Source organism: Advenella incenata, from assembly GCF_004217095.1.
GTDB classification, from domain to species: Bacteria; Pseudomonadota; Gammaproteobacteria; order Burkholderiales; family Burkholderiaceae_B; genus Advenella; species Advenella incenata.
In genome coordinates this window covers 1963404-1981499 of record NZ_SHKO01000001.1, presented here as the reverse complement: position 1 = coordinate 1981499, position 18096 = coordinate 1963404, and the positions used below count along the sequence as shown (strand labels likewise).

Sequence of the window (18096 nt, the reverse complement as noted above, 5' to 3'; positions counted from 1 at the left end):
GTTTGGCAATAAATACTTGAATTTATTTCGTTTTTCGTCTTATAATCTATGGCTAACCTTGATCCGAGCGCCGTTGATTAAAACGCCGTTCACTAAATGCCAGTAACAAGATGAACATCAGCATCATAAATGTCAAGTCTTGTGGCAAAACGTTTTCAGGGTAACTTTTTTTCAGTTTCTGCCTTCAGGGTTCACCTGCGGCCAGAAACCCCCACAGAAGGCTGGCCTGGGCCAAAAATCAGGTCTTCAAACTTAACGAGGTCACGATCATGGCAAAAGTATGCCAAGTCACCGGCAAACGCCCAATGTCCGGTAATAATGTTTCACACGCAAACAATAGAACAAAACGCCGTTTCCTGCCTAACCTGCAGAGCCGTCGTTTCTGGGTTGAAAGCGAAAATCGCTGGGTTCGTCTGCGCGTTTCTACAAACGCCCTGCGCACAATCGACAAGAAAGGCATTGATGTCATTCTTGCTGAAATGCGCGCCAACGGCCAAAGCGTTTAATTCATTCCTACTAACGATTAACTCCAGGAGCCCATCATGGCAAAAGGCATTCGCGAAAAAATCAAGCTGGAATCCACAGCTGGTACTGGTCACTTCTACACAACGACCAAAAACAAACGCAACACCCCAGAAAAAATGCTGATCAAAAAATTTGATCCTGTTGCGCGCAAACACGTAGATTACAAAGAAACAAAACTGAAGTAATCTGCTGGTTACCCAACACCAGGCCCCGCAGCCGCCTGCTTTTCACAAAAGCAGCGCAAATGCGGGGCTTTTTTTGTGTGGACTGTCTTACCGCTCGGGCCGGGCCGAAGATTTCACTGAATCCAGAAAACTGCGCATCAGTCTACCCTGATAGCGCGACCGATGATAAATAATCGACAGTTGCCGCGTCAGATTCAAAAAAGGCGTGTGAAGCAAAGCCAGCCGACCGGAACTGACCGCGTGGGTTACAGCCACTTGCGGTAAAAATGCAATACCCAGTCCGGCAATCACTGCCTGCTTAATGGCCTCGATCTGCCCCAGTTCCATCACCACCTTGGCCTGTGGTAATTTATCCAGCTCCACATCACTGACCGCCCGCGTAGCTGACCCTCGTTCACGCAAAATCCAACGCGCATCTATAAAATCAGCCGGCTGCAGATTGGCGATTGCCGCCAGCGGGTGATCCGGCCGGGTACATACGCACAGGGAGTCGTCCATCCAATGCACCGACTCGATCGCTTCGTGATGCACCGCGCCCTCGACACAGGCCACATCTATGCTGTGGTCGACGATCTGCCGGACAATTTCATCAGTATTTGCAACATTCAGATAAATCGTAACCCTGTCATTATTGAGCACAAAACCGCTCAACAGATCACCAACCCGATAATTGCCAACAGTGTTGCTGGCGCCAATCCGAAATTCCCCTGTCAGGACGTCTGCCTGATCATCGGCACGCTGGCGAAATTCAATCATTCTTTCTATGATTTCCTGGGCCAGGGGCAACAATCGTCTGCCCTTTTCATTCAAGTACAGTCTGCCTTTGTCACGATCAAACAACGGACCACTCAGTTGCTTTTCCAGTTCAGCCAGTGCCATGCTGGCAGCAGGTTGAGTCAAATGCAAAGAATCGGCAGCAGCCTTGACGCTGCCCAGACGCGCGATGCTGATAAAAACATCAAGCTGTTTCGGACTGAATGAAGCCATCAGCTTTCCTTATTCTACTTATAAACTATTGTAACTTTACTTATACCATATCCAGGACTATCATCAATACCAATCAGTAATAAGCTAATGGATATTTGATATATTATGACACTCACAGCCACGTCCTCCCACGCTTTGTCAGCGACTGTCACACCTGCTGCGAGCAGCGTGCATCCCGCCAAAGGCAGCAGCGCAGCCCGGCCACGTAAAAATTCCCTCTGGCCAGGACTGTTTTTATCGGTGGCGATTGCCCTGGTTGCTGAGTTTGCCGGGCGTGCCTTGCCCATTATTGGTGGACCTGTTTTCGGCATCCTGTTAGGGATAGTGTACCGAAGCACATTCGGCCTGCATGCCACATTGCAACCTGGCATCAGCTTTTCTTCCAAGAAGATTTTGCAAGTCTCTATTGTCCTGCTGGGTTTCGGCCTGAGTTTTACCCAGATCATGGCAACAGGTGGAGAATCGTTGGCGGTCACGCTGGTGACCGTGACGGTGGCGTTTGTGAGCGCCTGGTTGCTCGGGCGCCTACTGCGCACGCCGTCCGACCTAACGACACTGATCGGCGTGGGCACCGCCATTTGTGGTGGGTCGGCCATTGCCGCTGTCACCCCCATTTTGAAGCCTTCGGAGCACGACACGGCCTTTGCCATCTCCACCATTTTTCTGTTCAATATTGTCGCAGTACTCACCTTTCCGGCTTTGGGGCATATGCTGGGATTGAGTAACTACGGTTTCGGCATGTGGGCTGGCACCGCCATTAACGATACCTCTTCTGTCGTAGCTGCAGGTTATGCCTATAGTCATGCGGCCGGAGATTTCGCCACGATTGTCAAACTGACCCGCGCGACGCTCATTATCCCGATCTGTCTGTTTCTAGTCGTTCTGGTCGGCATGCGCAATCGTCGCCAGGGCAATCAGTCTGTCAGCCTGGCAAAAATATTTCCATGGTTTATCGTCTGGTTTCTGCTCGCTTCGCTCACGCGCAGCACCGGTGTTTTGCCCGAGATCATGCTTGACTGGATCAATGTCGCCGCCAAATTCCTGATCGTGGTCGCGCTGGTCGCCGTTGGGTTGTCGGCCGATATGCGCAAGATCTTTGCGACCGGCCCGCGCCCTATCCTGCTGGGTTTTCTGGTATGGATGGCCGTATCGGTCAGCAGCCTGATTGTGCAATACGCCATGGGTCAGATGTAGAAGCGTTGCCATCTGTCTGGGCCTGTAAAAAGGACCGCGCCGGTTTTATCGGAGGCGGTCTTTTTTTCGACACTTAAATTGCCAACAGGTAGATGCAAGGGATAAACATACACTGTGCCTGGCCTCAGCAGCAGCCTGGTTGTGCCTTCCTTGCCGCCGGCCAGAATCAGATCGCTGCCGTTCTGGCCTGCAGCCACGCCAATGCAGGGCCGGATACTCGCGGTGCAAGCCGGCGATAAACCTCTTCATGATAGGCGTTCAACCAAGACAGTTCCTGCTCACTCAGCAATTGCCGTTCAATACAGCGCGTATCGATCGGGCATAACGTCAACGTTTCAAACTTAAGGTAATGGCCAAATTCTGACTGGCCCGCCGGTACTGCGCAGATCAGGTTTTCAATACGAATGCCCCACTGACCCGGACGATACAGGCCGGGCTCATCCGAAGTAATCATGCCGGCTTTCATCTCGGTGTCGGGAAAACGGTAGGCGCGATGCGAGATCATTTGCGGACCTTCATGCACATTCATAAAGTACCCGACTCCATGCCCGGTCCCGTGACCGAAATCGAGCAACTGGGCCCATAACGGCGCACGCGCCAGCGTATCGAGCAAAGGCGCCGGATAATCTTCCGGAAAAACGGCTGCTGCCAAGCCTATCATACCCTTGAGCACCAGCGTAAAATCGCGACGATGGTCAGCGCCAATCGTACCGACGGGGACCACCCGTGTGATATCGGTGGTGCCGTTCAGATACTGCCCACCTGAATCGATCAGCAACAAGCCATCGCCTTCAATAACGGAAAATGATTCGGGCGTTGCCATGTAATGTGGCATAGCGCCATTGGCGTTGAAACCGGCAATGGTAGAAAAACTGGGCGAGACAAAATGCGGCTGGCGAGCACGGGCTGCGGTGATCTGTTCATCAATAGTTAGCTCTGTTACTACCTCGCCTTTTTCCATGGCCGCCTCGAACCAGGCAAAAAATTCACACAGTGCCGCGCCGTCCTGCTCCATAGCCTGCCTGACGTTCGCAATCTCGGCCTGGTTTTTGACGGACTTGAAGCGTTGCGAGGGATTGAGTTTTTCTATCAATGATGCCGAACGGGCATGAGCAAGCAGCCCAACCGTCGTCCGGGCCGGGTCAACCAGCAGCGCCTCGTGAGGCAATGCCGTTAATGCGCCTTGAATATCATCGTATCCCTCTACAGTGACACCATCGGCTGCCAGCCGGGCGATCAATTCGGGACCCATTTTTGTTTTATCGACGAAAAGTACAGCACTGTCTGGTCCGATCAACAAATGCGACAGAAAGACCGGATTGTAGGAAACGTCGGAACCACGCAGATTCAACACCCAGGCAATATCGTCCAGCGCGCTGATTAAATGCCATTGCGCGCCAGCCTGGGTCATGGCCTGGCGCACCGCCTGCAAATTCTGCTGGCGGCTGCGTGTGGCAAAGGGTGCACTATGTTCAACAACGGGCGCTGCCGGTAAACCCGGCCTGTCTGGCCAGATTGCGGCCAGCAGGTCACTGTCGGTTTTCAATATGCTGTCGCTGCGCGTCAGAGACTGGCGCAATTCCTGCGCCGCTTTCAGGCTGAGCACGTGGCCGTCCACGCCAACGATCTGCCGGTTTGCAAGGTGCGCCTCCAGCCATGCATTAACACTGGGCACATCGGCCTGGCCCTGTTTCATCAGCCTCATGCCACTGTGGCCTAGTTGTTTTTCCGCCTGCTCCCAATAGCGCGAATCGACCCAGAGCCCGGCAAAATCACTGGTAACGACGATGGTCCCAACAGAGCCGGTGAAGCCGCTGAGCCAGCGTCGTCCCTGCCAGTACCCCGGAAGATACTCAGACTGGTGGGGATCTGCAGACAGAATAAGGTAGGCATCAATATGCTGGGCGGCCATCGCAATACGCAATTGCTGCAGGCGTTCAGAAGCGGTTGACATAATAAACTGGAACTCCGGGAAACAATCATATATGCATCACCGCAACAGACATCACAGTGGTGCGCAAACATTTACAATACACCATCACCGCAAAAAAAACATGCGGTCGGCCCAGATACTTTCCAACACGTTGCCCTATGACTACCTTCTCTGCTTTAATTCGCGGCGCCGCCATCAGCGGTTTTATCGGTGTGGCTGCCGGCGCATTCGGTGCCCATGGCCTGAAAAACCATGTGGATCCGGCGCTGCTGCCCGTCTGGCATACCGCCGTACTCTATCAACTCATCCATACACTGGCGCTGTTGATGCTGGTGGGTCTGGCTGCTCATATCAACCGGCATGCGCTGCGCTGGACCAGCAGGTTATTTACAGCGGGTATTGTGATATTTAGTGGCAGCCTGTACGTGCTGGTACTGAGCAATGTGAAGTGGCTGGGCGCCATCACTCCGATCGGAGGTCTGTGCTTTCTGGCAGGCTGGCTATGCCTGGCGTTATCGGTCGGCAAAACAGACAGCAAATAACCGTCCTCGCTTATATCCGGGACCAAGCGCCTGATTGGGTCACCGCCATGGATCCCAATAGGATCATGTCCGGAGCGCATCAGGACAGACCTGCCATCGGCCAGCACGGTTGCAACCCACTGTTGTGATTGCCTGGCCTAGCCGTTGCCCTATGCAGCGCTTTCTATTCGCATTAACCAGGCACGCCCCTTTGCGTGGGGCTTCTTAAAGCCAGTGCCGCAATGCCGGTTGCGACCAGATTGGCGATGGTGCTGGTCAGAATAGGTACGGTATAGCTGTCGCTTGCATCGAAGATAAAGCCGGCTGCTGCAGGACCGATGAGCGTGCCAATCGCAACACTGGTATAAAGAATGCCGATAATGCTGCCCACATGACGCCCGCCAAAGCAATCCATGACAACCGCAGGTAATATCGCCACCCATCCCCCATAAAAGACACCAAATATCAATGCGAAAGCGGCAAGCGACCAAAAGTCTGTCGCTATAGCCCAGATCGCAAGCGCCAACGCCATACCCGCAAACATCATCAGAAGAAAAACCTGTCGACCGATCCGATCTGCAAGATCGGCCAGAAAGAACCGGCCCAGCGTACTACCAACCCCAATAGCACCAAGAAGCAATACAGCGGCAGAATGATCAATGCCATGATCCAGAGCATATGGGACCAGGTGAACAAACGGGACGAACACACCGAATGAACAGATCAGGCATGCGACATACAGCCCAATAAATTGCCGCGACCGTATCGCCTGCCCTGTCGAAACGCCAGCGGCAATGGCCACGGCATCACCGATTGCCAGTGGCGCCCCATCCGGTCCGGTTCCCTTGCTGCGGGGATCGTTGACAATGAAACACGCCATCCCGATGCCTATCGAAGTAACGATCGCGGCAAGCACCGAATAAGCGCCGCGCCATCCCAGAATATCGATCAACCAGGACGCGAACGGCGGCATCACCAGGGTCCCCACACCAATCCCACTGACCGCAATACCTGAAGCAAAACCGCGACGCTTCACAAACCAGCGCTGCACGGCGCCGATGACTGGCACATAAGCGCATCCGACACCCAGACCGATACCCAGCCCATAAGCCAGATAAACCTCAACAATGGTGCGCGCAACGCTGGCCAGCGCCAGTCCTGCACCCACCAGCAACATGCCAAGTATGACCAGGCTGCGTGCGCCCCATCGGTCTGCCAGCGGCCCACTAACAACACCCAGAGCAAAGTAGAGAAACCCGGCCAGAGAAAAAACAAGCGAGACAGCGCCACGTGACGCACCAAAATCATATTGCAATGACGGCACAAATACACTGAATGTATAGGCGCTGCCAAAACCCACAAAGGTGACAGCAAACGCAGCAGCGACAACCACCCAACCGTAAAACCACTGACCTTTCATCGTTTTCTGAATCATCTTATGCCACCGGATGTCGATGATGCCAGTCTGTGATGCCTTGAAACGCCGCAGCAGCACGAACCAGAATGGGTTCCTCCAGATGTCCGGCAACCAGTTGAATGCCTATCGGCATGCCCGCCTGCGTAAAACCCGCGGGCATGGCCAGCGTCGGATGACCGGACATATCGAACGGACAGGTGTAGCGCTGTAGCATCGCCACCAAGCCAGGTTGTTCGCCCAGGGTATTGACCTGAACAAGCGTCAAGGGTGCGAACGGCTGGACTGGCGTCAGAAGGACATCGATCGAGTCAAACAGATGCGCGACACGGCCACGAAATGCCATCCGCCTGAGCAGGATTTGCTGATACTCTGATGCCGACAGTGCAAGCCCGGCTTCAATGACCGAGGCCAGAATACTGCCGTATGCTTGCTTGCGTGCCGAGTACATTGTTTTGTGCGCAACAGCGGCCTCGATCGCACAATTGGGTATCCAGTCGGCGACAATTTGTGCAACATCAGGAAAGTCGATCGGGATAATTTGCGCGCCCAGTCCTGCAAATGTCCGGGTTGCCTCTGCAAGTACAGCCTGGGTAACGCTGTCCACGCCTTCACTGTTCCAGGCACGGTCAACGCCAAGGCGCAGGCCCCGCAGGTTACCTTTGATAGCCGCAAGATAATCCGGCACCGGCGCCAGCAGGGTCGTTGGATCTTTCGGATCGCTACCGGCAATCACTCCAAGCAATATGCCGGCATCCACCGCGCTGCGCGCCATCGTCCCCACGTGATCCAGCGAAGCTGCCAGTTCAATCACGCCGTGGCGACTGACCCGGCCCCAGGTCGGTTTCAGGCCGGTCACGCCATTAGCCGCAGCGGGCCAGCGAATAGAGCCGCCAGTGTCTGATGCGAGTGAGCCGTACCCCAGGCCGGCCGCTATTGCCACACCGGAGCCGCTAGAGGAAATGCCGGGCCAATAACTGGCATTCCAGGGATTTCGAGGTGGCGTGATCGATGGATGATGGTCCGAATACGCGCCTTCAGTCAGCTGCGATTTGCCCAGCAGAACCGCACCGGCTTCTTTCAAACGATGCACCACCGTCGCGTCTTCGGCAGCCACCGGGTACATGCCTGCCTGCATTCCCGCACCCGTAGGAAAACCCTGAATTTGGCACAGGTCTTTAACAAGGATTGGCACTCCGTGCACCGGCCCGCGTACATATCCTGAACACATTTCTGCATCAGCCGCCGCTGCCTGCTCCAGGGCAGTCTCAGCCATGACCAGCGCATAGCTGCGTAACTGGCCGTCAAGCCCGCCAATGCGATCCAGGAGCAATTGCGTTACTTCCCGCGACGAGACCTCCCGGTTGCGAATGAGGGCTGCGGTTTGCGCAAGCCCGAGATAATGTACAGCGGTCGTTTTGCCGGTCAATTCACGTCCCCATGCAGATCTTAAAAATAGTTTAGTTTATAGATATTAAAAATATGCCTGAATAATCATCTGCTGATGCTATTTGTTGCTAATATACTCGTTAGATGCTGCCATAAACAAACCATATTTTTTATCAATTTAATTTAGATAATCTAAAATGAATTATCGCCAACTTCCACCCTTGAATGCGCTGCGTGCGTTCGAATGTGCGGCGCGCCATCTCTCGGTAAAGATTGCAGCCGAAGAGCTGTGCGTCACTTCAGGCGCGGTCAGTCAGATGATCAAGCTGCTGGAGGAACATTTGGGCGTAAAGCTTTTTAAGCGGATGAACCGGCGCATTCTACTGACCCAGGCAGGACAAGACTATCTGCCAGTCATCCGCAATGCTTTTCGTCAGATTGCCGAAGCATCAAGGCACGCCACCATGTCCGCAAGCACCGGCATCCTGACGTTGAGCGTTACGCCATTTTTTGCCTCGGCTTGGTTGATTCCACGACTCAATTCATTTGGCCAGACCCACCCCGATATCAATCTGCAGGTGCTCACTGGCAACGCGCTTGTGGATTTTTCCCATGACAATGTTGATATCGCGGTGCGCCACGGCGTCGGACGATATCCTGGTTTACGAAGCCATCATCTTGTCTCGGTCCAAATGGTGCCGGTTGCCGCTCCGTCCCTGGTGGCACGGCTCGGCATGCCGGCCTCAGCCGCCGAACTGCTGGCATGGCCCAAGGTAAACGATGCCGATCGTCAGGGCTGGCGTCTTTGGTTTCAGGCCCAAGGGGTTGAACATATCGAGCCGGCACGAGGCACCTCGGTTGACAATACAGGCCTGCTGCTCAACGCAGTTATCGCAGGTCATGGAGCCGGCTTGCTGCCCGCCGCGATGGTAGCGCCTGACGTTGAACAGGGCCGGCTGGTTCAGTTGGCAAACCCTACGCATATGGAAACGTTTGCCTATTATCTGGTCTATCCGCAAATCCATGACGACAATCCCAAAATAGCTGCATTCAGGGACTGGATTCTAGGTGAAGCGTCGACTTGACATTACGATCAGTTATCACGGCACAAGCGTCAGCGAATGCGCGCTCACGATACGGTTAACCCGTTGCGCGACAAGATTGAGCCTGCCGAACGCATGCGGGCGCACTATGCGGCATATAGCGCAAAGTCAGCGCCCAGAATGCCAGAGCCAACCCACTCATGCCTGCCCCCAGCAAACAGACGCCCTGCCAGCCAGAGGCCGCATACACAGCGGTCGAGGCAATGGCGCCCAGGCCGCTGCCGACTGAATAAAAAAGCATATAACACCCCACCAGGCGACTATGCGCCTGCCCTTGTGTACTGAAAAGCATACTTTGGTTTGTCACATGAATGGCCTGGCCACCCAGATCCAACGCAATGATGCCGACAATCAGCCACCAAAGGGAATGAGATAACATCGACAGGGGCAACCACGAAACGAGCAGCAGCATGAGCGCCAGCGCACTGGTCTTTTGACCAAAACCCTGGTCTGCCCAGTGACCTGCGCGGGCTGCGCCCAAGGCACCCACCACACCCACCAGCCCGAATGCGCCGATAGCAGTATGCGACAAGGAGTACGGTGGCGCACTCAACGGCAAGACCAGCGCACTCCAGAAAATGCTAAATGCGGCAAACATCAGCAATGCGATCACGCCGCGAATCTGCAATACCCGCTCCTGGCGCAGCAGCGTAAACATCGATAGCATCAGTTGCCCATAGGACAGCCGCCGTACAGGCGCCGCTTGTGCCGGCAGCGCGCGCAGCAACATCAGTCCCAGCACGAGCATCAGCAGGGCCGAAAACAAATACACTCCGCGCCAGCTCGCAAGATCAGCGACCACCCCTGCCAGCACCCGTGCCGACAACAACCCGATGACCACACCGCTCTGGGTTGCGCCGACCACCCGCCCCCGCTCGCCTGGCGCGGCTGCCGTGGCGGCGTATGCAATCAACCCCTGTGTCATTGCCGTGCCCAGCAAACCGACCATCAACATGCCGAACATCAAAGCCGTGGAAGATCTCGCCAGGCCAACCCCAAGCAACGCGGCAAACAGCGCGACCAACTGGATCAGTATCAGACGGCGCCGATCCATTTGGTCACCCAACGGCACCAACAGCAATAAGGCTATCGCACAGCCGATCTGAGTAAACGTGATGACGCCGCCGACAGCCGCATGACTAATGGAAAAGTCGGCTGCCAACGCGTCCAGCAGCGGCTGGGCGTAATAGACGTTAGCCACACTCAAGCCACTAGCGCCAGCAAATAGAACGACCAGCGCACGGGGCATCCGACGCTGCGCCGGGTAGTCGTTTGCCTCTTGATATGCATGCATAAAATTTCCTCAATCAAACCAGTCTCAAATAAAGACCAGTTTGATTGTAGAGCAACTGGTATTAAAATGATACTGATTTGTTTTTTTCAACCACTCAGGCAACAGACCAGGAGTCAGCATGGCCAGACATCACGAAAAACAGCACGAGCCTTGTCCCGTGGCACGTTCAGTCAATCTGGTTGGGGACCGGTGGTCGTTGCTGCTGCTGCGGGACGCTTTCGATGGCACACGCCGATTCAGCGATTTTCAACGCGGCCTGGGAATTGCTCGCAGTATTCTGGCCGATCGCCTGCGCAACCTGGTCGACGCTGGTATTTTTGAGGTGCGACCGGCATCCGATGGCACCGCCTATCAGGAATACGTTCTGACGCTGAAGGGCGAGACGCTTTTTCCGGTCGTTGTGGCACTTCGACAATGGGGGGAACAGCATTTGTTCGCACCCGAAGAGCCGCGCTCACATCTTATCGATATTCAGTCGGGCAAACCATTGCGTCTGATGCAACCACTCACTCAGGATGATCACGTGGTTGCCGCAAGCGCGACGCGTGTCATCAAGGTTGCACCATGAGTGTTACCCGGCCAAATACGTAATGGAGCATAGCCGACATGTCAGCAATGGCTGGGCGATCCAGGGTATGCCATTGTCGATACGGTGCCGTACACGCCTAAGCGTTTAGCCGACTCGAACACAGGTTATGTTTTATTTGGCAAACAAAAAGCGCCTCGCATTGAAGACACAGACAGGTGCAATAAGACCGTGAATGAGTCAGACCGTGCGGGGCGCTTGTTCGGCAGACTACAAGCCGATCAGGCAAGAGCAGAGATGTCCAGTTTTGCCTTGGTTTTTTCCTGCACTTCTTCAATGGTTACGTCAGGCGCAAGTTCGATGACTTTCAAACCATTGTCCGTCACTTCCATGACGCACAGATCGGTAATGATCACATCAACAACACCCACACCTGTCAATGGCAGGTTGCATTCGGGCAACAGTTTGATGTCGGTTGTGCCGTCTTTTTTGCGTGCAATATGCTCCATCAGCACAATAACACGGCCCACGCCGGCCACCAGATCCATTGCGCCACCCATGCCCTTGACCATCTTGCCCGGAATCATCCAGTTTGCCAGATCGCCCTTTTCCGAGACCTGCATGGCCCCCAGAATGGCCAGATTGATTTTGCCGCCGCGAATCATGGCAAATGAATCTGCAGAGGAAAAAATGGACGAACCGGGCAGTGTTGTGACAGTCTGCTTGCCGGCATTGATCATATCCGGATCAATTTCCTCTTCTGTAGGAAAAGGGCCAATGCCCAGCAGGCCATTTTCCGATTGCAGCCACACTTCCACTCCTGGCGGTACGTGGTTGGCCACCAGCGTGGGCAGGCCAATACCCAGATTCACATAGAATCCATCCTGCAGTTCTTTTGCTGCACGCGCAGCCATTTGATCGCGATTCCAAGCCATGTTTATTCTCCTTTGGACGGACGTGTGGTGCGTTGTTCAATCCGTTTCTCAGGATTCTCGTTCAATACGATGCGCTGCACGTAAATGCCGGGAAGGTGAATCTGATCGGGGTCCAGTTCGCCTATTTCAACGATTTTTTCCACTTCGGCCACGGTGATTTTGCCGGCCATCGCAACGTTGGGATTGAAGTTGCGCGCTGTCTTGCGGAAAATCAGATTGCCGCTGCGATCGGCAATATAGGCCTTGACGAGGGACACATCAGGCGCCAGCGAACGCTCCATCACATATTCGTGCCCGTCGAACTCGCGAATTTCCTTGCCATCGGCGACAATGGTGCCCACCCCGGTGCGCGTAAAGAAAGCAGGTATACCCGCCCCTCCGGCGCGCAGTTTTTCTGCCAGCGTTCCCTGCGGCGTAAATTCCAGCTCCAGCTCTCCGTTCAGATACTGCCGCTCGAACTCCTTGTTCTCACCCACATAGGATGCGATCATTTTCTTGACCTGCCGCGTATTGAGCAACTGACCAAGCCCGAACCCGTCGACGCCCGCATTATTGCTCACGCAAGTCAGGTCTTTAACGCCGGAATCCCGAAGGGCAGCAATCAACGCCTCGGGAATGCCACAAAGGCCGAACCCACCAACGCCGATCATCTGCCCGTCGGCTACGATGCCTTCGAGCGCCAGATTGGCATTTGCAAATACCTTATCCATTTACTCTTCCTTTACTGATAATGAAACATGAACCACAAGCCGGTTTGCCTTTCGGCTTACACACTAGCTTGTGATGTGGCTGACGCAAACTGTTTTTGCAACTGCTCAAGCAGCGCTGCCGGCCATGGGCTTGACTTTCCCGATGCCAGATCACTGAGAACCACGACGGCACGCGAACGCGCATAGAGCGTATCGGAGTCGCCTTGCTTGCATATATGAATATTGCAATCAAGACTGGAACGACCAATTCTTACAAGGCGGTGCACGATTTCAATATTACCCGGCCAGCTCATGGGTTTGAGAAAGTCACATTCCGCACGCGCCAGCACAACGCCCGTGCCGGGCGCGAACAGAGGCCGCAACGGACCGAAAATCTGCATGCGGGCCTCTTCAATGGCACGGAAATACACAGTATTGTTCACGTGTTGCAACATATCCATGTCGGCCCAGCGCAGGGCAAACACATGGCGGTGTTCGCCTTGCGTGGGACCGTCTTGCGAGGGCGCCGACAATACACTATCGGGCATGAACGATCTCCTTTAATGACCTTGTTTTCACTGGAGATACTGTAGCAGATTTCTGTTACACCCACCCGGCACACGCCTGCCTTATTGGTACTTGTCCTAGGTACGGCGGCACGACTTGAATATCAGCTCAATACGGTTCTTTTTTCGCACTGCAGCATGAACCACCAGAACCAAGTCGCAGGACCGCTCATTCGCCGGCGCCCCTGGTGACGCCCCTTTTTTCTGCATGTCAACAACGTAACCCACCGAACACCACCGAAAGTTTTCTTCGCCCCTTCTTCCTTACACTTGTCTTGCTGCCTGCCCCCGACCCTTCTGCCCTGCCCTGTGCCAAACAACAGATGCCGACCCTGCGCCTTGCTCCCATCGTCGATGACTGATTTTTACCCCAATCTTCAAACGTCTGATGTCGTCTGTTCCGCCAGTCAGATCATTCCGCCGTTTCGCCGCAGTTAACAACGACTTCAGCTATAAACAACTGCAATTGCGCCCTCATTGCAATACAATCGACATTAAATACAGAATTACACTATCTCAGGAGCTAGCGCGAATGTCAGAACGCGAATCAATGGAATATGACGTTGTCATCGTCGGAGGCGGGCCGGCCGGTCTGGCTGCGGCGATCAAGTTCAAACAACTCTGTCAGGAAAAGGGACAGGATTACTCAGTCTGCGTACTTGAAAAAGGCGGCGAAATTGGCGCGCATATTCTTTCAGGTGCGGTCATGGATCCGCAGGCGCTGACCGAACTCATTCCCGACTGGAAAGAAAAAGGCGCGCCGCTGGGCGTCGAAGTGACTGAAGACCAGTTTTTGTTCCTGAACGAAACCGGACAAAAAGCCACACCAAAGTGGGCGCTACCACCCTGTTTTCATAATGAAGGCAACTATATCGTGCGCCTGGGCTATGTAACGCGCTGGCTGGGCGAACAGGCCGAAGCGCTGGGCGTTGACATCTTCCCTGGCTTTGCAGCCACCGAATTGCTGTACAACGAGGCTGGTGGTATTCGCGGCGTGGCTACCGGCGATATGGGCCTGGACCGTGACGGCAACCAGACTGCGCACTATCAGCCCGGCATGGAGCTGCACGCCAAATATACCTTATTCGCCGAAGGGTCACGCGGTCAGCTGGGACGTCAGCTGATCGACAAATTCAAGCTTGACCAGGGGCGTGACCCGCAAAGCTATGGCATCGGCATCAAAGAAATGTGGGAAATTGATCCGGCAAAATTCAAAAAAGGCCTGGTGGTACACACCGCTGGCTGGCCTCTGGATTCCGATACCTACGGTGGTTCTTTCCTATATCACCTGGAAGACAATCTTGTCATGGTCGGCATGGTGGTTGGCCTGGACTACGCCAACCCCTGGCTGTCGCCCTTCGACGAATTCCAGCGTTATAAAACCCACCCGAGTATCCGGCCCTATTTTGAAAACGGCAAGCGCATCGCGTATGGCGCTCGCGCCATTACCGCCGGCGGTCTGCTGTCCCTGCCCAAACTGGTTTTCCCGGGTGGCGCACTTATCGGTTGCGAGGCGGGCTTTCTCAATGCCAGCCGCATCAAGGGTAGCCATGCCGCCATCAAGACCGGATCACTGGCAGCCGAAGCAGCCTTCGACGCACTCACCGCCGAACGCAGTCAGGACATTCTGTCGGCTTACCCCATTGCCTTTGAACAGAGCTGGCTGTATGAAGAGCTGAACAAGGCTCGCAACTTCAAGCAGTGGTTCAAAAAAGGACGACTGATCGCTACCCTCATGACCGGTATCGAGCAACTGGTATTCAAGGGTAAAATGCCCTGGACGATTCATCGCACCAAAGCTGATCACGAGTGCCTGAAACCGGCCGCCGAATGCGCAAAGATAGACTATCCCAAACCGGATGGAAAGCTCACCTTTGATCGGTTGACTTCGGTTTTTATATCGAACACCAACCATGAAGAAAACGAGCCGGTGCACCTGACACTGAAAGATGCCTCGATTCCGGTCGACACCAATCTGCGAGTTTATGCCGGTCCCGAGCAGCGCTACTGCCCTGCCGGCGTCTATGAGTTTGTCAAGGATGATCAGGATCAGGATCGCCTGCAAATCAATGCGCAAAACTGCGTACACTGCAAGACCTGTGACATCAAGGACCCCACGCAGAACATCGTTTGGGTTGCGCCTCAGGGCGGAGAAGGTCCCGTTTACAACGGCCTGTAATTTGCGCTCTGCCTTGCTGGCCAGCCAGCAACACTGGGGCCAGCCATTGCTCCTCTGCAGACCAGCTCTAAAAAAACCTGCCAGCGCAGTAAACATGCTGGCAGGTTTTTTATTAGTGCTGTGGTAGCAGCCAATAGCAGCTGCAGCAGCAGCAACAACAACAACAACAACAACAACAACAACAACAACAACAACAACAACAACAACAACAACAACAAAGAACAAAGAACAAAGAACAAAGAACAAAGAACAAAGAACAACCGCAATGAGATACAGCAGGGCCTTGGCGTACCGATACGCTATCTCTGCTCGCCAATAGCCGCAAGCCCGACTGGTGCACACAAAAAAAAGAGCTGAAACCCGTTTTCAAGGATTTCAGCTCAGTTCGTTGCCGGCGTTCATTGTCGGCATCCATTGAACACGGCTCCAGCCAGGTTCAATGTACCCAACAATTCTGGCCTGTTCAGACAGACTCAGTCAGTTGCTCAAGAATAGCCGGATTTTCAAGCGTGGAGACGTCCTGTGTGATCTCTTCACCCTTGGCCACCACACGCAGCAAGCGCCGCATGATTTTGCCCGAACGTGTTTTGGGAAGATTGTCACCAAAGCGGATGTCCTTGGGCTTGGCAATCGGGCCGATTTCTTTGGCAACCCAGTCCCGCAGCTGTTTGGCGATCTCTTTGGCTTCGTCTCCATGAGGACGCTCGCGCTTGAGCACCACAAAGGCGACCACGGCTTCACCGGTCGTGGCGTCAGGCCGGCCTACAACAGCCGCTTCGGCAACCAGCTCATGCGATACCAATGCCGACTCTACTTCCATGGTGCCCAGGCGGTGACCGGAGACGTTCAGCACATCATCGATGCGCCCCATGATCCAGAAATAGCCGTCCGCATCACGTTGTGCGCCATCACCAGCCAAATAGTATCCTCGGAATTCAGGCGGGAAATAACTATTCTTATAACGCTCCTGATCTCCCCACACGTTACGAATCATGGCCGGCCACGGCTTTTTGATAACAAGGAAGCCGCCGCTGCCGTTGGGCACGTCTTCACCGGTTTCATCAACGATGGCGGCAAAAATGCCAGGTAGCGGCAATGTGCAGGAACCGGGCTTGAGCGGTGTTGCCCCGGGCAATGGCGTGATCATCTGGCCGCCGGTTTCTGTTTGCCACCAGGTATCAACAATGGGGCAGCGCTCTTTGCCCACATTTTTGTAGTACCAAATCCAGGCTTCGGGATTGATGGGCTCGCCTACAGAACCAATGATACGCAAGCTGGATAAATCGAAACTGTTCGGATGCACCTTGGCGTCCGCATCAGCGGCCTTGATCAGTGAACGAATCGCGGTGGGAGCCGTGTAAAATGTGGTGACCTTGTGACGGGCGATCATGTCCCAGAAACGGCCGGCATTCGGGTACGTTGGCACGCCTTCGAATACCACCTGAGTCAGGCCAGCCGCCAGCGGGCCATATGTTACATACGTGTGCCCGGTGATCCAACCAACGTCGGCAGTGCACCAGAAAACATCGCCCGGTTTCTGATCGAATGTCCACTTTACAGTGAGCTGCGCCCATAGCAGATAGCCAGCAGAAGAGTGTTGCACGCCTTTTGGCTTGCCGGTGGAGCCCGATGTATAGAGGATGAATAGTGGGTCTTCCGCATTCATGGCGACAGGCTCGCAGACATCAGACTGCTTGTCTTCGAAGTCGCTCCACCAAATGTCGCGGCCTTCAGTCCAGCCGGTTGCTACGCCCGTACGGCGATAAACGATGACTGAGCGCACCTTCTCGGTGTTGCTCTGTGCCAGCGCTTCATCAACGGCAGGTTTCAGCGGCAGTGCCTTGCCGCCGCGATATTGGCCATCTGCGGTAATGACCAGCGATGCGCCTACATCGACAATACGTTCATGCAGGCTCTTGGCCGAGAACCCGCCAAACACCACAGAGTGAATAATGCCCAGACGCGCACACGCCTGCATGGCCACGACAGCCTCGATGGACATGGGCAGATAAATGATGGCGGTGTCGCCCTTCTTGTATCCTGCCTGCTTAAGTCCATTGGCAAAGCGACTGACCCGGGCCAGCAACTCGGTATAGGTGACCGGTGTGACCGCCCCATCGTCGGCTTCGAAAATGATGGCAGTCTGGTCTCCACGGCCCTCGACGACGTGCTTATCCAGGCAGTTATACGAAACGTTCAGCTCGCCATCGGCGAACCACTTGTAAAACGGCGCCCCTGACGCATCCAGAACCTGGGTGAACGGCCTGATCCAGCGAAGGTGTTCGTTTGCCTGACGCTTCCAGAATCCCTCGAAGTCATCTTCGGCTTCTTTATAGAGTGCTTTATAAGCATCCATCCCCGATACCACAGCATTCCGGACAAAATCTTCATCGGGCGGAAATACGCGGTTTTCGACGAGTACGGACTCAATTGAAGTGGACATATAAGCGGTCTCCTGTACGTATAGTGTGAAATAGTTAAAGCTAATGATTCGCGCTGGCCTGATCACGCAAGTGCGCATTCAGCCGTGTTCTATATATATTAGCCGAGAATAAATCAAAAGGTAATCCGCAACAACCTGTATAGAACGATGCCGACCAGTAGCCATCCGCCGGCACCACCTGCTGCCCGGGCGCTGGAGTACGGTGGCCCAGGC

Annotated in this window: 17 protein-coding genes; 8 read left to right on the top strand and 9 right to left on the bottom strand. The window is 54.5% G+C overall.

Going from position 1 to position 18096, the window contains the following annotated elements; genetic code table 11:
• Nucleotides 1-269: 269 nt before the first annotated feature.
• Together rpmB and rpmG are read left to right on the top strand one after the other, a co-directional pair.
• The gene (gene rpmB, locus EV681_RS08935; protein ID WP_128394439.1) at nucleotides 270-506 is read left to right on the top strand and encodes a 50S ribosomal protein L28; all 237 of its coding nucleotides are present in this window, start codon (nucleotides 270-272) and stop codon (nucleotides 504-506) included.
• 36 nt (nucleotides 507-542) lie between these two features.
• A complete protein-coding gene (rpmG, locus tag EV681_RS08930; protein WP_014750397.1) occupies nucleotides 543-710 on the top strand; it encodes a 50S ribosomal protein L33 in 168 nt (55 codons plus the stop codon).
• An 87-nt stretch (nucleotides 711-797) separates the two neighbouring features.
• Here rpmG and EV681_RS08925 read toward each other — a convergent pair whose 3' ends face one another.
• Nucleotides 798-1697, bottom strand: coding sequence for a LysR substrate-binding domain-containing protein (locus EV681_RS08925; protein ID WP_128394440.1), 900 nt, complete (start codon nucleotides 1695-1697; stop codon nucleotides 798-800).
• 105 nt (nucleotides 1698-1802) lie between these two features.
• Here EV681_RS08925 and EV681_RS08920 point away from each other — a divergent pair, with 105 nt between their 5' ends.
• Nucleotides 1803-2891: a YeiH family protein gene (locus EV681_RS08920; protein WP_130303757.1), complete on the top strand. Its 1089-nt coding sequence runs from the start codon at nucleotides 1803-1805 to the stop codon at nucleotides 2889-2891.
• 166 nt (nucleotides 2892-3057) lie between these two features.
• Here the strand turns inward: EV681_RS08920 and EV681_RS08915 are convergent, their stop codons facing one another.
• Nucleotides 3058-4845 carry an aminopeptidase P family protein gene (locus tag EV681_RS08915; RefSeq protein ID WP_128394442.1) on the bottom strand — a complete coding sequence of 596 codons (1788 nt, stop codon included), beginning with the start codon at nucleotides 4843-4845 and terminating at the stop codon, nucleotides 3058-3060.
• 137 nt (nucleotides 4846-4982) lie between these two features.
• On the opposite strand from EV681_RS08915, the gene EV681_RS08910 reads away from it, so the two are divergent.
• Complete coding sequence (locus EV681_RS08910) at nucleotides 4983-5366, top strand: DUF423 domain-containing protein (RefSeq protein WP_130303756.1); 384 nt, start codon at nucleotides 4983-4985, stop codon at nucleotides 5364-5366.
• Between the two features lie 172 nt (nucleotides 5367-5538).
• Here the strand turns inward: EV681_RS08910 and EV681_RS08905 are convergent, their stop codons facing one another.
• Nucleotides 5539-6780: an MFS transporter gene (locus EV681_RS08905; protein ID WP_242612174.1), complete on the bottom strand. Its 1242-nt coding sequence runs from the start codon at nucleotides 6778-6780 to the stop codon at nucleotides 5539-5541.
• Between the two features lies 1 nt (nucleotide 6781).
• Complete coding sequence (locus EV681_RS08900; protein ID WP_130303755.1) at nucleotides 6782-8188, bottom strand: amidase; 1407 nt, start codon at nucleotides 8186-8188, stop codon at nucleotides 6782-6784.
• A gap of 157 nt (nucleotides 8189-8345) precedes the next feature.
• On the opposite strand from EV681_RS08900, the gene gcvA reads away from it, so the two are divergent.
• Entirely contained in the window at nucleotides 8346-9233 is an 888-nt protein-coding gene (gene gcvA, locus EV681_RS08895) for a transcriptional regulator GcvA (RefSeq protein ID WP_128394445.1), read from the top strand.
• 55 nt (nucleotides 9234-9288) lie between these two features.
• Here gcvA and EV681_RS08890 read toward each other — a convergent pair whose 3' ends face one another.
• Complete coding sequence (locus EV681_RS08890; RefSeq protein WP_242612173.1) at nucleotides 9289-10545, bottom strand: MFS transporter; 1257 nt, start codon at nucleotides 10543-10545, stop codon at nucleotides 9289-9291.
• Between the two features lie 118 nt (nucleotides 10546-10663).
• Between EV681_RS08890 and EV681_RS08885 the strand changes: the two genes are divergently transcribed.
• Nucleotides 10664-11113: a winged helix-turn-helix transcriptional regulator gene (locus tag EV681_RS08885; protein WP_130303754.1), complete on the top strand. Its 450-nt coding sequence runs from the start codon at nucleotides 10664-10666 to the stop codon at nucleotides 11111-11113.
• Nucleotides 11114-11352: 239 nt separating this feature from the next.
• On the opposite strand, the gene EV681_RS08880 is transcribed toward EV681_RS08885, so the two are convergent.
• From EV681_RS08880 to EV681_RS08870, 3 genes are read right to left on the bottom strand one after another with little or no spacing between them, the layout of a single operon-like run.
• Entirely contained in the window at nucleotides 11353-12006 is a 654-nt protein-coding gene (locus EV681_RS08880) for a CoA transferase subunit B (RefSeq protein ID WP_128394447.1), read from the bottom strand.
• Nucleotides 12007-12008: 2 nt separating this feature from the next.
• On the bottom strand, nucleotides 12009-12716 hold the full coding sequence (locus EV681_RS08875; RefSeq protein ID WP_130303753.1) for a CoA transferase subunit A: 708 nt from the start codon (nucleotides 12714-12716) through the stop codon (nucleotides 12009-12011).
• 56 nt (nucleotides 12717-12772) lie between these two features.
• The gene (locus tag EV681_RS08870) at nucleotides 12773-13243 is read right to left on the bottom strand and encodes an acyl-CoA thioesterase (RefSeq protein WP_128394449.1); all 471 of its coding nucleotides are present in this window, start codon (nucleotides 13241-13243) and stop codon (nucleotides 12773-12775) included.
• Between the two features lie 550 nt (nucleotides 13244-13793).
• Here EV681_RS08870 and EV681_RS08865 point away from each other — a divergent pair.
• Complete coding sequence (locus EV681_RS08865) at nucleotides 13794-15440, top strand: electron transfer flavoprotein-ubiquinone oxidoreductase (protein WP_165392982.1); 1647 nt, start codon at nucleotides 13794-13796, stop codon at nucleotides 15438-15440.
• 120 nt (nucleotides 15441-15560) lie between these two features.
• The gene (locus tag EV681_RS08860) at nucleotides 15561-15797 is read left to right on the top strand and encodes a hypothetical protein (protein ID WP_130303752.1); all 237 of its coding nucleotides are present in this window, start codon (nucleotides 15561-15563) and stop codon (nucleotides 15795-15797) included.
• A 106-nt stretch (nucleotides 15798-15903) separates the two neighbouring features.
• Here EV681_RS08860 and acs read toward each other — a convergent pair whose 3' ends face one another.
• Entirely contained in the window at nucleotides 15904-17883 is a 1980-nt protein-coding gene (gene acs / locus EV681_RS08855; RefSeq protein ID WP_128394450.1) for an acetate--CoA ligase, read from the bottom strand.
• Nucleotides 17884-18096: the final 213 nt, after the last annotated feature.